Raw genomic sequence first — 16,258 nt, 5'->3', positions numbered from 1 at the left:
CGACAGCGAATCCTGTTATCGCATCGGGAAAAGTGATATTGCTAGTAAAAAGCATTATCATTGCGTGTAAAGGGTAATTTGCCCTGCCGTACAGGAAAATAGTGTGAATATGCAAACGCAAAACCCTATCAAGGTACTACTGGCTGACGATCACCCTATTGTGATGACGGGCTTTGCCATGTCGCTCAGTAACTTGGGAATCAAGGTGCTGGGGCAAGCCAGGACCCCGCAAGAAGCCTTTGAGCAATATGCAGCCCTGCTGCCAGACGTGGTGATACTGGACATACGCTTCGGTGCTGAGCTGACAGGACTGGATGCCGCGCGTGACATCCTGGCGACATTCCCGGATGCAAAAATCATCTTTCTCAGCCAGTTCGATCAGGATGCGCTGATCAAGGAAGCCTATCGCCTGGGTGCCAGGGCTTTTGTCACCAAGGATTGTGACCCGGCGGATCTGGCCAGCGCTGTACAACGTGCGCACCAGGGAGAATTATATTTCTTGCCGCAGATTGCTGAACGGCTGGCGAATTTGTCGGTGCGTGGTGATGAGTCACCGCAATCTTTGCTGAGCGAACGAGATCTGGAAATTTTCAAATTGATGGCAGAAGGTCTGACCAATGCCGAAATTGCCGAACGTCTGGATCTGTCGCTGAAAACCATCAGCAATGTCAGCCAGGCCATCAAGGAAAAGCTCGGCGTACACCGTCCTGCGTACATTACCAAGCTGGCTGTCAAACATGGGCTGATCGCCCCATGACGCTGCCACCGGCGACGGGCTGTTGATGTCGGGCACGCATATCTTCAACTGGAAGAATTGGGGAATACGCACGCGGGTGATACTGATCACCTTGTTGCCGGTGATCTACATGTTCTGTTCAGTCGTCTGGTATTCCTATCACTCGCGCCTGCAGGAAGCTCGCACGGAACTGGCCGAGCGGGCCTATGTCGTGTCGACCGCGCTGGCAGAAAGTGTGGAATACAATCTGCTGTCCAAAAACATGGCAGGCTTGAGAAGCACCATGGCGGATGTCATGCAGTCGGATCACAGCATTTTCAGGATCGATGTTCTGGATACCGACAAAAAAGATATCGTTCACATCATTTCTGCGAATCGTGTACAGGGTGATGAGCGCTATGTCGAAGTACCCATCAAGAAACAACTGGTATGGGTCAATATCCTGAAAGATACGGCGAATACCGCACTGACCGGGCGCAGCATGGAAGCTGCAAAAAAAATCGGGAAAGACAGCGACATCGCAGGCTACGTGCGGGTCACCATGTCGCCAACGCGTTTGCAGGAAAAGCATAGTCAGCGCTTCCAGTTTGAACTGGCACTGAGTGCTCTGGCGCTGCTTGTCAGTGCCATGGTGGCTGTGTTCCTGTCGCAAAGTCTGACCTATCCCTTGCAGCGATCGATAGAGACCTTGCGTGAGATACGCGAAGGTGATTATTCCACCACCCTGGAATTAAGCACAGGCGGTGAACTGGGTGATTTGCAGACTTCCATCAATACCATGTCGGTCAGCCTGCAGCAGGCCAAGCAAGATCTGGAAAACAAGGTGCAGGAAAGAACCAGGGATTTGTTGGAATCACGCAATGAAGCACTGAAGGCAAATGCAGAAAAAAGAAAACTGATACAGAAAGTGCATACCATTGTTGAAGATGAACGCAAGAGCATCGCGATCGAGATTCATGATGAATTGAATGCGTCCCTGATCGCTGCACGGCTGGAATCACAGCGCATCCTGCATCTGGCGGAACAGATGGCACCAGGTGCGGCGGCAGACGAAATACAGGAAAGAGCCCGGGCCATCACCACGTTGACGCTGGATCTGTATGCCAATGGCCGCAACCTGGTACGGCGCTTGCGACCAGAGGTACTGGACATGCTGGGTTTGCAGGGTGCAGTCGAAGACATGCTCAGGCATTACAACAGCAATGCACAGGCTTGCCAGTTTCACTTTGACAGCGAGGGTGACTTTGCGCAACTTGACAATGCACTGGCGATTTCTGCTTACCGCATTATTCAGGAAGCCTTGTCGAATGTGCTCAAGCATGCCCATGCCACACAGGTAGAGGTGGCATTGACGATGATGCCTGAACAACAGCTATTGCAGATCGAGGTGAGTGATGATGGTGCCGGTTTCGACATGGGCCATAGTACAGCAGGTATAGGCATTACCGGCATGCGCGAACGGGTGGCGGCATTTAACGGCGAATTTGACTTGCACTCGGCCAGTGGCCAGGGAACCCAGTTGACCATACGCCTGCCGCTGATACCTGCGTGAATGCAGGCGTCAGCAGGAGATAAGTGACCACAAACTTTATACAGAAATCGCCACGGACAAGGTAACCACATAGCCCAGCGTGGCACTGCCAGTCACACTAACCATTTGCAGGCTGGTGCCATCGCTGAACACATTATCGGTCGCATACGTGATCTGTGACAGATTGCGTACACTGGTGGTATAGCCTGTGGCCTGATAGGCCTCATTCAACGTCGCCATAGGGAAGGTGAATTGTGATGTTTTTACTTTGTTGTTGGCGCTGCTGATCTTGCTTAAACTTGGATACACCTCAAAATGTACATGCGGTATACGGCCTGAATAACAGCCAGGGAAGATGGTCGTGAAACTGACATTGCCGCTGCTGTCGGTTTCCTGTACGCCGCGCAAATAGTTTTCATTGGTGATGCCCGACGAATACATGGAGTAGTTGCCATCACGGTCGCAATGCCACAAATAAATTGCATACCCGGCGAGGGATGCACAACTGGTTTTGGTATTTACCAACTGTAATTTGATGGTCAGCGGTACGCCAGCAGCCACCGCACTGGCACCAGCGATGCTGGATCGTATGTCGCTGCGCACTATGCCAGACAGCAGCAACGCATTGGCAATACTGGTGCCATTGCTGTTACTGCCATCGCCAGGATATGGGCCAGCCGTTTCTTCCGGTATGACCGTGCATGAACCGATGGCCGTTGTTGTACCAGTGGTGGTACCGGTGCTTGTGCCGGTCGTGGTACCCGTGGTAGTGCCCGTGCTGGTGGTCGTTCCTGTCGTACTTGTCGTGGTGCTGCCGGTCGCGGTGGAACTGCCACCACCACATGCCAGCAATGACATGGCGCTTCCAGCCGACAGCCAGCGCAGCATTTGCCTTCTGTTGGCGGCCATCTGCAACAGATTGTTCAGGTCGGTTTCTAGGTGTGAGCTAAGCTTGTCCATGGCATTTTTATATAGAAGTTGCGGTTGTGGTATTTTGTCTTTTCAGCTTGTAAAGCGCCGTAAATCGAACGTAAAGATAGGTAAGGAATTTGTGTAATTGAACTGAAAACACTGTAAAAGCAGGTAAATTTGCCAAAAATCCAGGTGATTTTTGCTATGATTTGCAAACGTACATAACTTATGTTGATAACTGGCAGCTCCCGATGACCAAGGTATTACTCGCTGACGATGATGTCGAACTGGTAGGCATGCTCAAGGAATACCTTGAGCGTGAAGGTTTTGTCATTACCACAGCTCATGACGGCGAACAGGCTGCAAAGGAAGCCTTGTCCGGTGAACATGAAATCGCCGTACTGGATGTCATGATGCCGCGCATGAACGGTATTGATGCCTTGCGCCGTATCCGTGCTGAAAGCCGTATCCCGGTATTGATGCTGACCGCCAGGGGCGATGACGTCGACCGCATCATCGGTCTGGAACTGGGAGCGGATGATTACGTCCCCAAACCCTGCACGCCACGCGAATTGCTGGCCAGATTGCGCGCCATCTTGCGACGCACCCAGATCGGCGTCAATATCGAGCATGATCGCCAAACCCTGGTGGTAGGTTCCTTGCAAATATGGCCAGGACAGCGCCGGGCCGAATGGAATAACAAATTGCTGGATCTGACCAGTACCGAATTCAGCCTGCTGGAATTGCTGGCAAAAAATGCTGGCCAGACTGTCAGCAAGAGCGATTTGTCGGAGCAGGGCCTGGGCCGGCCGTTGACCAGGTTTGATCGCAATATCGATGTACACCTCAGCAGCATACGCCAGAAAATCAGTGCATTTTCCGATGGCCGTACCGTCATACAGACGGTTTACAGGCAGGGCTATATGTTGACCCGCGAGTAATCATGGGGCGCTTGTTCTGGAAATTCTTTTTCTTTATCTGGCTGGCACAACTGACTGCCATTGCCGGTATCAGTACCACTTTCTGGCTCAAGCATCTAGAGCTGGATAAGGACAGCACGTCAACACGCACCGCTGATTTTGGGAAACCACCGCCGTTCGGCGATGGTCCGCGTTTTTCTGGAGATGAACAACGGCCCGGACCTGGCATGCCGCCGCGTGGTGAACCCTCATCCAGAGGCGGGCCGCCGCTAATGCGCGGGCAACCACACGATGAAATTTCACGTGCGCTGGTGCCTATGTCGGTAGCATTTTTTGCCAGCCTGCTGTTTGCTGCATTAATGGCATGGTATATGGCGAAACCGATACGGCGCCTGAGCGAAGCTTTTCACGCACTGGCAGGCGGTAGTCTGCATACGCGTATAGGCGACAGCATGGGGCAGCGTCAGGATGAGTTGACGGCATTGGGCCGTGACTTTGACCGCATGGCTGAACAACTGACGGGTGCCTTGCAGAGCCAGCGCCGTCTTTTGCATGACGTGTCGCATGAGCTGCGTTCGCCGCTGGCGCGCTTGCAGGCAGCGATCGGCCTGGCCAGACAGCAGCCGCAAAAAGCCGAAGAATATATGACCAGGATGGAACGTGAAGCCATCCGCATGGACAAGCTGGTGGGTGAACTGCTGACCTTGTCCAGGCTGGAAGCCGGTGCGAATATAGGACAAGACCTCATCCATATGGATGAACTGATGATAGAACTGATGGATACCGCCAGCTTTGAAGCGCAGTCTGTACAGAAAAACTTTGTCACTACCTGTCAGCCGGAACGACTTGCCCTGGTCGGTGTAAAGGGAAAATATGAGTTGTTATACCGGGCATTTGAAAACGTATTGCGCAATGCACTGCGGCATACGCGGCCGGGTAGCACAGTGACACTGGAAGTAGCCGTGCTGAGCAATGAAATCCAGGTGACAGTGCTGGACGAAGGCAGTGGCGTCCCGGAAGCTGAACTGGACAATATTTTCCGACCGTTTTATCGCGGCCATGATGCCGAGCGCAATACCGATGGCTATGGTCTTGGTCTGGCAATTACCCAGCGCGTCATACAGGCACATGGTGGTCGCATCGTGGCCAATAACCGCCAGGAAGGCGGTCTTTCCATGCGCATGAGTTTACCGCTGGTGGGGATGCAGTAAGTGTAAATTTTACTGCGGTCCTTGGTGCGGTATTTACGGTGGATGGTACTTATCTTACCGCGTGGTTGACAGGCAAAAACAGGCTGACTGACAGTCCGCCGCCTTCCCTGTTATTGAGGGTGATGCGCCCGCCATGGGCTTCTATGATTTCGCGTACCAGCGCCAACCCCAGTCCGGTGCCGCTGCGTTTGGTGGAATAGAAGGGAATCAGCGCATTCGACATCACCGTATCCGTCATACCGCTACCTCTGTCCATGATCTCTATGCGTGCAATATCCTGCACGACACGTATGGCCAGGCCGACTTCACTTTCGACTGAACCCGATTCATGCGCATTCTTCAGCAGGTTGAGCAGGGCATGTTCCATTTGCGCTGGGTCAACACTGATGCTTTCATCTGGGATGTTGCCGCTTATCGTGAACGTGATTTGCGATTTCAATCCGTTGATGAAGCTTATCCAGTTGATGTTTTCCAGACGGGGTGTCGGCAATTTCGCAAACCTGGCATACCCATCGATAAAACTTTCCAGGTGGCGGGTGCGTTCTTCTATGGTGTGCAGGATGGCAGGCAGGCGTTCCGTTTGTCCGCGTCGTACCAGTTCCTTGGCCGAATTGGCCAGCGAGGCGACGGGGGCCAGTGAATTATTCAATTCATGACTGATGACGCGTATGACTTTCTTCCAGGTCTGTACTTCCTGACGGCGCAATTCCACCGTCAGGTGACGCAGCAGGAATAATTCATGATGTCGTCCATTCAGGCTGAAATGACGGCGTGCCAGGTGATAGACTTCTTCCTCTTCATCGGCACTGGCTGCACTGACAGTGAACAGACCATCACCGCCGCGCTGTATGGCTTCGCGCAAAGACAATGAAACACGGTTCAGCAATTCATTGAAATGATGACCTTCCAGCTTGCGTCCCTGGTTGAGCAATTGGCGGGCCACGATATTCGCAAAGACGATGATGCTTTGATCGGTGGTCAGCAGCATGGCTACCGGCGTATTTTGCAGCATGGTGTCGAGCAGGAGCTCGCGCTGTACCAGGTCCAGGCGCTGGCTGCGCAATATGTCGCCCAGCGCATTGTGGGCGTCGACCAGTTCTCCCAGCTCATCCGCATACGGCCAATGCACGCCAAAAGAAAAATCATTGTCCTGATAACTGATGACCGTACCGGCCAGCGTATGGAACAGCCGTATGACGGAGTGCATCTGGCTGCGTATGATAATCAACCCGAAGGGCAGCATCACCAGCAGGCTGATGGAAGCTGTCAGCAAGGGATGCAGATCCAGCCAGTAGTGCAGGCCGGTTGTCAGCGATACTGCCAGGGTCAGCAGGCCCGCAACGCTGAGGCTGAGGCGGCTGATCAATGACGGCACCAGCGTTTTCCCGGTTTTGCCATGCTTGTCTGATGAGTCTGACATCATGCGTTACGGTTGATGCCCAACCTGTCCATGCGGCGATACAGGGCTTGCCGGCTTAATCCCAATTCAGCCGCTGCCTGTGCCACCACGCCACCGGCCTTGCTCAGTGCCCGTTCTATGGCTTCCTTGTCCGGTTCATTGTCGCTACTGGCCCAGGAGATACTGGCAGGCAAGCCTAAATCGGCTGGCATGATTTCATTTTTGGCCGCCAGCAGGCAAGCGCGTTGCAAGACATTTTTCAGTTCCCTGACATTGCCTGGCCATGCATATTGTTGCAGGCAGCTTTGTGCCGTCGGGTGCAGGCTTTTGCCATCGGACAGAAAAGATTCTGCCAGCGGCAAGATGTCGCCCGTCCGTTCGGCCAGCGGTGGCAGATGCAATTCGATCACGTTCAAGCGATACAGCAAATCCTGTCGGAAACTACCGGCCCTGATCATGGCTTGCAAGTCGGCATTGGTGGCGCTGAGTACCCTGACCTTGACCTGTCTTTCCTTGTTGGACCCCAGGCGTTCGAAACGCCCGGTTTCCAGCACACGCAATAATTTCATCTGACCCGCTAAAGGCAGGTTGCCGATTTCATCGAGAAACAGAGTGCCGCCGTCAGCGGCTTCAAACTTGCCTTCGCGTGCCTTGCCGGCACCGGTATAGGCACCGGCTTCGGTTCCAAACAATTCAGCTTCAATCAGTTCTGACGGCAGGGCACCGCAATTCAGGATGACAAAAGGGCCGTCCCTGACGCTGGAATTGGCCTGGATGATTTGCGCTATCCTTTCCTTGCCCGCGCCGTTGGGGCCGGTAATCAACACCGGCACATCGGCACGTGCGACCTGGCAAGCCATGCCCAGCACGCGCTCGGTGGCGGCATCATTCCAGACCAGACCGCACAGATTGAATTTTTGTTCCAGCTCGCGTTTTTGCTTGCGTTCTCTTTGCAGCCGCGGTTGCAGTGCACGATTGGTCTGGCCCAGTTCTATCAGGTTACGAACCGTGGTCAGCAGCTTCTGATCATTCCAGGGTTTACCCAGATAATCCGCCGCGCCTGACTTGATCAGATTGACGGCGGTATCGAGATGGGTCCAGGCTGTCAGCAACACCACGGGCAAATCTGGAAAGTGTTTGCGAATTTCACTAAACAAAGCTTCGCCTTCTTCGCCAGAGGTGGTATCCGCTGTAAAGTTCATATCCTGTATCACCAGATCAACGGCGTGCTGGTCCAGCATCGCCAGGCCCTGTTCTGGCGATGTGGCACAGATTGCATCGATATCATGCAGCGAAAACAGTACTTCCAGTGCCACCGCAACGGTGGTGTTATCATCAATAATCAGTACGGTAGGCATGGGTCTGTATCTAAATTTTCAGGGCTTCAGGTGCTGCGGGTGGCGGTTGCCGGCGAGATGGCCGCTGCACGTGCAGCAGGCCCCGCAACCGCGATGATACCAAGTATCCAGAAAATAACACTTCCTACCAGCAAATATTGCACCGGTAATTTAGTCAGTTCCAGTTTGCTGACCAGCAGCTGGTTCAGGGCGATTGCCAATGCTGTGCCACAGAAAATGCCGATACTGGTAATCATGACGTTCTCTGTCACGAAATAACGCAGGATGTCGATGCGGCGCGCACCCAGTGCACGTCGCACGCCGATATGTTTGCGGCGTTGTGTCACCCACAGGCTGGAAATACCCACGATGCCGCTGGCCGTCACCAGCAAGAGCAATACGCAAACCGCGATCAGCATCCATGCCAGGCCGTTGTCAGCGCGATAGCGTCTGGTTCTGTCTTCTTCCAGGGTGCGCATATTGATAATCAGGGGTGTTGCAGACGATTTTCTGAGCGCCGCCTCAACATCCTTCATGACACGGTCACGCTGACCTGGTTCAGCACGTATTGAATACTTGGAATACGGGTCATTCGACATGCGTATTGGCAAGATAACTGAAATTTCACCCTTTGCGCCGATTTGGGCGGCATGGGTCTGCAAGCGTTCAAGCACGCCAATGATACGCGTCGCATAGGCATCGTCACCAGTGCCAAAATAGATCGTTTTTCCTACAACACTGGCCTGGTCAGGGAAAAGTTTCTCTGCAAGGGCTTTGGTGATGATGACGACATCAGGAAATTCCTTGCTGGTGCTGGTGTCAATTTCGCGGAATTCGCCCTGATTGAAGTCACGCCCGTCAGCCAGCTTGATGCCCCAGAGTTTCATCAGCGATTCGGACGTGATATACATCGAGACGTTGGCGCTGGTGGCAGCCTGTTTCCTGTCCAGCGAAACGCCAGTGGTACTGCCCGACCAGGACAATGGCGTCTGGCTTACTCTGGTGACACCCTTCACGCCAGCGACGCCGCGTATGGTTGCCTCATCCTGCTTTTGGGTGGCGATCTGTTCTGCATGCTCAGCCAATTTACGGTTGCTGAGGTTGATGGAGAACAGATCATTTTCTTCTGTCAGGCCGCTGGGGCGTGCTACTACTTCCATACGCAGTTGTACGATGTACACGGCGTTGGCCAGGATTGCCAGACTGATTGCGACTTGCAGGGCCACTAGGATGGCGCCTGTCTTGCTGCGCATCAGCGCAGACAAAATGGGGCGAATTTCCAGATTGAGTTTCATATTAGCCTCATTGTGATTTGAGTTGTATTGCAGGCGTCACCTGGCATGCGCGCCAGGTCGGGAACAATCCCGCCAATATGGCTGCCGTGACGGACATGACGAAGGTGATGGCCAGCATTTGCCAGTCCATGTGTGCGACTACAGTCAGCTGTTTCGATTGCATGGCGATCAGGGCAAGTGCGCCAAAAGCCAGCAGCAGACCAGTGACACCGCCAGCCAGGCCAATGACGCTGCTTTCGATAAGAAACTGATTAAATATTTCTTTGCGGGATGCACCCAGTGCACGTCGCACGCCCACTTCTGATGCCCGTACAGAAAACTTGGCCAATAAAAGACCCACAGTATTCACCAGGCATAACAGCAGAAAACCAAACGCCAGCCATGCAGACAGTCTATTGTCGTTGCCAACCACTTTGGCTTCGTCCAGCCATTCCATGACATTGAACAGTTTGTTTTTTGTCTGGCGCATGAAACGGCCCAGCTTGCGCTGTTCAGCTGCATAATTGTCGAGATAGCTTTGCAGTTCCTGACGCTGACCTTCTGACTTCAATTCAAACCAGAAGCTGAGCCATGTGCATTCAGAATCCAGTCGTCCCTGCCAGCCGGGTGCGGTGTCGCCAGTACAGCCCATGCCGCCAGCGTGGGTAATTTCATGCCGGATGGCGCTTGCAAGTGGAATAAAAAAATCTTCCTGCGTGCCAAATGTGGCGTTACGGTAAAAGCGTGGACTTGGTTCCCAGGTATTAAGTACGCCGACTATCTGGAACTGATGGCCTATCATGGTCAGGTACTGACCAACTGGATTGGTATTGCCGTACAGTTTTTCAGCCAGTTTTTTTCCAAGCACGACAACGTCTGCAGCTTTCTTATCGTCGTTATCAGTCCACCCCTGTCCATACAAAAAGGGTGTATCAAACATGGCGAAAAAGTCCTTGGTCACAGCGCTACCTTCTGGCTCTATTGCGGGCAAGTCTTTGCGTGCTGGTTCTATGGCCATTAATATGCCGTACATAGCCGTACGTCTTTCCCCAATTTGGGCCGGCAGATGATTCATGACATCCCGGTAAGTCAACTGGGTATCATTCGGTTTATCGTTTGGTGTGTAGCCTTTCAGCGGGCCATTGTCCATCACGGGGGTGAACAGACGGCTACTCTTGTGTGGTATCGGGTCACCTGACATTACATGCAAAATCGTCAGTGTGGAAATGCTGGCAGCAACGCCGACAGCCAGGGTCAGCACCATCAGTGCAGTCAGGGCCGGATTGCGGCGCAGGCTGCGTATGCCCAGGAAAAAATAATATTGAAACATGTCACTACTCCTCAGGCGACAGCTGAACGATCAACTGCATTGGCAGAATTTTCAGCCTTGGCGTCATACAGCGAAGGCATCTTGCGCACCAGATCACTGACCTGACCATCGATGATGTGGACATTGCGCTGGGCGCGTACGGCCAGTTCAGGGTCATGCGTTACCATCAGAATGGTCGTACCCTTGGCATTGATTTCTTCCAGCAATTCCATGACACTACGGGCCATTTGTGTATCCAGGTTACCGGTCGGTTCATCGGCCAGCAATAATTTGGGAGAACCGGCCAGTGCGCGTGCAATGGCGACCCGTTGCTGCTGTCCGCCCGACAATTCCGCCGGATAATGTTTCATGCGCGAAGCCAGACCAACCTGGGCCAGCGCCGCTTCTATGCGGTCTTTACGTTCAGTGGCGTTCAAACCACGATAACGCAGGGGAACATCGACATTGTCGAATAAATTCAAATCAGGAATCAGATTGAAACCCTGGAAAATGAAACCCAGTTTTTCATTGCGCAAACGGGTGCGGGCATTGTCATTCATGCCTTTGACATTGATGCCGTCGAGCAGATAATCACCATCATTAAAATCTTCCAGCAAACCGGCGATGTTCAGGAAGGTGGTTTTTCCGGAACCGGACGGGCCGGTCACGGTGACAAACTCACCTTCCTTGACATGGATGTCAAAGCCGCGCAGGGCATGGGTTTCTATCAGATGGGTACGGTAAACTTTGCTCAGGCTTTTCATGCGTAACATGGGATGTTCCTTTATAAATTAATTAGTTATTGATAGAAACGCTGGTCGCGCTTTCAAATGTATCGGTACCTGATATCACGACCTTGTCGCCGTCCTTCAAACCACTGAGAATTTCTACTGCAGAGATACTGGTTGCGCCCAATTTGATGGGACGGCGCTGGGCTATACCTTTTTCAACAACGTAGGCAAAGCGTCCACCGTCTGCTTCAACAAAGGGGCCACGCGGCAAGATCATGACGTTGGTTTTTTCTTCCATCAGCAAACGGGCTGAGACGCGCTGGCTTTGACGCAAGCCTTCTGGTTGCTTACCGCTGAAACGGACTCTGGCAAGTATCTGGTTCTTCACCACTTCTGGCGAGATAGCCGTCAAGGTACCCATGATCTTGTTATTGTTGATCATGATTTCTGCCTTCATGCCCAGACCCAGATCAGTCATATACGATTCCGGAATTTCCACTTCGACTTCCAGTTGCGACAGATCAACCAGGGTCATCAGCGCCGTATTGGCTGCCACGACACTGCGGTTGGAAATGGCCAGGCTGCCGATGATGCCGTCTACTGGTGCGCGTAATTTCAATTCGTCGACGCGACGCTTGGCATAGTCCAGGCTCAGGCGCTGACGCTGCAACTGACTCATTTTTGTTTTCAGTTCCAGGGTCACGTCTTCGTTTTCCAGATCGGCTGCCTGCGCTGCATGTTTTGAACGTATTTCTGTGGAATGCATGGCATCCTGCGCTTTCAGGAAATCATTCTTGGCGACCACACCAACGACACCAGCGGCTTCTATGCGCTGGAAGGCTCGCTGTGCAGCCACGCGCTCTATTTCTGCCTGGTCAGCATCACGACGGGCGATCAGCTTTTGCTTTTTTGCCAGTATCTGCTGGCGAGCGACTTCGGCTTCCAGCTGTTCGGTATTGGATTGCTCGCGTTTAAACTGGTCCGTCAGGTCGGGCGATTCTATTTCGGCGACGATATCCCCTTTCTTGACGGTTTCACCAGCGCTCACCTTCAACGTGACCGTGCCACCGGCACTGGAATACAGAGTAGGGCTGATTGCCGCCACAATCCTGCCGTTGACGGATGCATCCCTGACCAGGGTACCGTGAGTGACTTCTGCAATGTTCAGGCGCGATGCATTCACCGACTGGCTGCTGCCACGCCAGGCAGACATCAGCAACACCAGGGCAGTGATGCCAGCCAGGCTGGTGCCTGCAACGATCAACAGGCGCTTGCGGGTTTGCCCCTTACTGGTGGACAACTTGGTATCTTGGGCTGAGGTATCTCGTATCATGATGTGCTTGCTTGTTGAATTGAATGCATGACATTTAGCAGAAACCGTGCCAGTTATAAGTTGTTGAATATTAAGGAGAAATTTTTAATCTGATTTGTCCGCCCCGTCCGTTATTTGTCCGCGTTCAGCAAGCGGGCAGTCCGGACGGCAGGCAGGGTAAACGAATGGACGGTATGGCAGGGAAGCTGAAAAGGCTGGAAGAACGGGGCAGGCAGTGATGCAGTTAGGCAGGCAGTGAGGCAGACAGAAAACTTACCCACAGACTATCCACTGCTTATGCACTACTTATTCACCACTTATCCACCTTATTTGTATGACTTATACATGGCTTGTCCACAGCCGGTCGAGGGTGTATTGATTGCTTATTTGTGCTTGCCAGCTCCTGACGACGTTGCGTCATACGGGGTTTAAGGGACTATCTACATCTGCTCATCTGCTCATCTACCCATGACCCAGGTTTTCACTGGCTGTTGCAAGATACCGGTACAGCCTGCCGCCACTGCAATCAAGATCTGCATGCTGACTGACTGGAGACTGGCGACACCGTTGAAACCGAATGCATCGATCATGCTGATATGGCTTGCGTTGACTGCGACATACAGACCAAACAGGAATAGCGACATGAAGGTGCGTGATGTGCCGGACAGACGACCCAGCAGGTTGGCAACAGCACTGAAGCTGATGATGCCGGTGATGACGGCTGCCGCCCGCACCGGCTCATGTACCAGCCAGCGCAAGGCGATGACACCGGTCAGCATGAAACCAATGCCAGCGCTGGCAGCAAGATGGCGGATATACGCCAGACTGGCACCACCTGCGGCACTGCCGGTCATGTCCGCAGTGGTGGTTTGTTCATCGCGTGTGCTGATGTCACTGATCAATATCCCCCATATGGCAACCGTCAGTGTCAACAGGCCAGGCAGCGAAGTGGCGGGCAGGAGCAGGGACAGGACAGGTATCAGCAACAAGGCCAGGCCGGCAACAGGTGCGCTGGCCACGGTCAGCGCCATCTCTGCCACAAGCTGACCAGTCATGCCCGGTAATGCCTGTGCCAGACTGAACAGGGGTTGTGCCAGCCTTGCGAACGGACGCAGCCATTGATTCAGATATGCCAGTGGTGAGCGGCGTTGTCTGGCACGTGCCATTCGCACGCGGTCTGGTGAAAACCGGTGGAACAACATGATCGCCGGAACCAAAGGCATGATGGCCAGCAAAGCGCTGATAGCACGTATCGTCATCACTTTCAGCGACCACAGCGATGCAGGAAGGGCGATGGCCGTCAGTGCCGGGTCAAAACTGGCAGTGCCCAGAGAAAAATGCGTGGTGTCGACATAGGCCTTCAAATTTGCCATGGCCGTCGCCAGGCCGATAAAATCAAAATACATGGCGGGATCAATCCTGCCTGCGACCGAGCCATCTATTTTTGCCATCAGTACCAGTTGCCCTATCCAGATGAAGAAAAAAATCACGTCACCTGCTTTACCCATCAGGGGTGAGAAACTGTCAAACAGGATGGCGCAACTGGCACAAAACAAAGCCATCGGCACCAGTAGCAGGACATAAGTCTGCAGATAGATACCCAGTTCGATGGGTGCTTCGCCGCGTAACAAATGGCATACCAGCATCGCCCCCAGCAGTGCCAGTATCAGGGTTAGCAAATACAGCGTGCCACCCAGTGCACGGCAACATAAAAACCCGGCATTGCTAACCGGCGTGGCAGCAATCACGCTACCACTGCCACTGCGCAAATCTTCTGCTATGCGACCACGTACCAGATAAAAACCGGCCAGACCCAGCAACAGGCTGGCGAGTGATGCGCTACCCAGGGCCATGGTTGAACTGGTATATAAAACGCGGGCATGGTTGATTGCCATCAGGGTATCACCCGTGCGCGGATCGGGGATCATCATCCACGCCAGTACGATGACCGCGAGCATGGTCACGACGGTGCTCAGACGGCGCATGCGCAATCTGATTTCATTCAATACCAGCGTGCAGATCAGATGGAAAGTCATGCTGCCAGCTCCTGGCTTGCATAACGTTGCGCCATCAATGCTTCTTCCAGACTGGGAACGGCATGACTAGCGCTGGCACAGGGCTGATGAGGGTGGGCGATACGCAGGCTGACCTGGTTCCCCTGTTTTTGAGATTGCAGTACATGTACCTGCTTGCGCAGGATTTCGTATTCCTGCGCATCCACTTCGGCCGACCAGATCTGTCCGTGGGCCTGCGCAAGAATTTGCTCCGGCGTTTCAAAGGCGATCAATTCTCCTTTGCGCATGATGGCGAGCTGGCTGGCAATGCTTTCCACGTCAGAAACGATATGGGTGGACATGATGACCAGTTTCTTGAACCCCAGCTCACTGATCAGATTACGGAAACGCAGACGTTCTTCCGGATCCAGGCCAGCGGTTGGTTCATCTACAATCAGGATGTCCGGATCATTCAGCAAAGCCTGGGCGATACCCAGGCGACGTCGCATACCGCCAGAAAAGCTCGCGGCCTGACGTTTTGCCTGATCGTGCAGATTCACCAGTTCCAGCAAATGATGGATGCGGGCCGGGTCACGCACCCCTTTCAGGGCCGCAAAATATTGCATGAATTCGAGTGCTGTCAGATTTGGATATACGCCAAAATCCTGCGGCAGAAACCCCAGCCGGCTACGCATGGCTTGCGGTTTTTTGACAATATCCTGTCCCTGGAAAAGGATATTGCCACTGCTGGGTTGCGTCAGTGTTGCCACCATTTGCATCAGGGTCGTCTTTCCTGCACCGTTATGCCCTATCAGACCCACCACGCCTGCTTCAAGCTGCAAGGACACATCCTTGACCGCAGTCAGTTTTTTGCCGAAATGTTTGCTGACGTGGCGTATCTCTAGCATGGCGTATCCTCATGATTTTTATTGGTTGATGTTCTGACTGTAAAGCAAGTCAGTTTCAAAAATCTTTAAAAAAAGACGGAATGCAGATTTCTTGGGATGGAATGGCAATTTTCCGATCTGGCAGCTGACACCTGCGCACCAGCCTGGATGGAATGCCGTCTGAATATATTTTTCTGGTGACGGTTATGGCAGGCTCATGCGCCTATACTGGTTATTCACCAAATTCTTGGTGTTACCAGGAGATTATCGTGAGTAAGGTACAACAGAGTAATAAAGAGACCAAGAAGCAGGCAGCTAGCACACCCAAGGAAAAGAAGGCAGCCAAACAGGCCAAGAAAGAAGCTTCGACGGTGATTCCGTGGACGCAACGTAATGGCGCCTGATCTGGGCATCTGACCAATAGCCAATAAGCCAATAGCCCGGCTAGCTGCCATTCCCATCACTGCCCCTTATTTACCCTCTATCAGACGGTAATCAAGGGGCAGTTTCCTTCAAACTGCCCTCAAGCATCGCTGCCCTATCCTCAAACCGGCATAAACCTGGCGAGATACTCAGGCGAATTAATAAACTGCCCGATGAGCGTCACCGCATCCGTGCCCGACTGTGCCAGCAACTGATTGAAGGTTGCGGCATCCGGTGCATGGCCCAGCAGCCCGATATAATCCAGCGTCAGCGAGACCTTGG

At 53.1% G+C, this 16,258-nt stretch carries 14 protein-coding genes; 5 read left to right on the top strand and 9 right to left on the bottom strand.

The annotated features are described in order from the left end of the window. Positions 1–109 precede the first annotated feature (109 nt). Positions 110–757 (top strand): response regulator, encoded by a 648-nt coding sequence (locus tag H8L32_RS12885; protein WP_186947927.1) that lies wholly within the window; start codon positions 110–112, stop codon positions 755–757. A 25-nt stretch (positions 758–782) separates the two neighbouring features. Next, positions 783–2,288 (top strand): HAMP domain-containing sensor histidine kinase, encoded by a 1,506-nt coding sequence (locus H8L32_RS12880; protein ID WP_186947654.1) that lies wholly within the window; start codon positions 783–785, stop codon positions 2,286–2,288. A gap of 36 nt (positions 2,289–2,324) precedes the next feature. Here H8L32_RS12880 and H8L32_RS12875 read toward each other — a convergent pair whose 3' ends face one another. Continuing rightward, positions 2,325–3,227 carry a dioxygenase family protein gene (locus H8L32_RS12875; protein ID WP_186947653.1) on the bottom strand — a complete coding sequence of 301 codons (903 nt, stop codon included), beginning with the start codon at positions 3,225–3,227 and terminating at the stop codon, positions 2,325–2,327. Between the two features lie 203 nt (positions 3,228–3,430). Between H8L32_RS12875 and H8L32_RS12870 the strand changes: the two genes are divergently transcribed. Then, positions 3,431–4,120, top strand: coding sequence for a response regulator (locus H8L32_RS12870; RefSeq protein WP_186947652.1), 690 nt, complete (start codon positions 3,431–3,433; stop codon positions 4,118–4,120). A 2-nt stretch (positions 4,121–4,122) separates the two neighbouring features. Further along, a complete protein-coding gene (locus H8L32_RS12865; RefSeq protein WP_186947651.1) occupies positions 4,123–5,310 on the top strand; it encodes an ATP-binding protein in 1,188 nt (395 codons plus the stop codon). A 49-nt stretch (positions 5,311–5,359) separates the two neighbouring features. On the opposite strand, the gene H8L32_RS12860 is transcribed toward H8L32_RS12865, so the two are convergent. The 8 genes from H8L32_RS12860 to H8L32_RS12825 all read right to left on the bottom strand — a co-directional run bounded on the left by H8L32_RS12860 (position 5,360) and on the right by H8L32_RS12825 (position 15,574). Further along, complete coding sequence (locus H8L32_RS12860; protein ID WP_186947650.1) at positions 5,360–6,730, bottom strand: sensor histidine kinase; 1,371 nt, start codon at positions 6,728–6,730, stop codon at positions 5,360–5,362. Further along, positions 6,730–8,067, bottom strand: a complete 1,338-nt coding sequence (locus H8L32_RS12855; RefSeq protein WP_186947649.1) for a sigma-54-dependent transcriptional regulator — start codon at positions 8,065–8,067, stop codon at positions 6,730–6,732. Before H8L32_RS12855 ends, H8L32_RS12860 begins: the two co-directional genes overlap by 1 nt. A gap of 26 nt (positions 8,068–8,093) precedes the next feature. Beyond that, positions 8,094–9,341 (bottom strand): ABC transporter permease, encoded by a 1,248-nt coding sequence (locus H8L32_RS12850; protein ID WP_230412194.1) that lies wholly within the window; start codon positions 9,339–9,341, stop codon positions 8,094–8,096. 7 nt (positions 9,342–9,348) lie between these two features. Continuing rightward, complete coding sequence (locus H8L32_RS12845) at positions 9,349–10,650, bottom strand: ABC transporter permease (RefSeq protein ID WP_186947648.1); 1,302 nt, start codon at positions 10,648–10,650, stop codon at positions 9,349–9,351. A gap of 11 nt (positions 10,651–10,661) precedes the next feature. Continuing rightward, positions 10,662–11,402, bottom strand: coding sequence for an ABC transporter ATP-binding protein (locus H8L32_RS12840; RefSeq protein ID WP_186947647.1), 741 nt, complete (start codon positions 11,400–11,402; stop codon positions 10,662–10,664). A gap of 22 nt (positions 11,403–11,424) precedes the next feature. After that, positions 11,425–12,693, bottom strand: coding sequence for an efflux RND transporter periplasmic adaptor subunit (locus H8L32_RS12835; RefSeq protein ID WP_186947646.1), 1,269 nt, complete (start codon positions 12,691–12,693; stop codon positions 11,425–11,427). A gap of 437 nt (positions 12,694–13,130) precedes the next feature. Further along, on the bottom strand, positions 13,131–14,708 hold the full coding sequence (locus H8L32_RS12830; protein WP_186947645.1) for a hypothetical protein: 1,578 nt from the start codon (positions 14,706–14,708) through the stop codon (positions 13,131–13,133). Beyond that, the gene (locus H8L32_RS12825) at positions 14,705–15,574 is read right to left on the bottom strand and encodes an ABC transporter ATP-binding protein (RefSeq protein WP_186947644.1); all 870 of its coding nucleotides are present in this window, start codon (positions 15,572–15,574) and stop codon (positions 14,705–14,707) included. Before H8L32_RS12825 ends, H8L32_RS12830 begins: the two co-directional genes overlap by 4 nt. A 248-nt stretch (positions 15,575–15,822) precedes the next feature. Between H8L32_RS12825 and H8L32_RS27975 the strand changes: the two genes are divergently transcribed. Further along, positions 15,823–15,957, top strand: a complete 135-nt coding sequence (locus tag H8L32_RS27975) for a hypothetical protein (RefSeq protein WP_268977627.1) — start codon at positions 15,823–15,825, stop codon at positions 15,955–15,957. The last annotated feature ends 301 nt before the right edge of the window (positions 15,958–16,258 follow it).

The organism is Undibacterium hunanense, from assembly GCF_014284335.1.
GTDB lineage: Bacteria > Pseudomonadota > Gammaproteobacteria > Burkholderiales > Burkholderiaceae_D > Undibacterium > Undibacterium hunanense.
Note: the sequence above shows the minus strand (reverse complement) of the source record. Positions and strands in the feature narration are given on the sequence as shown.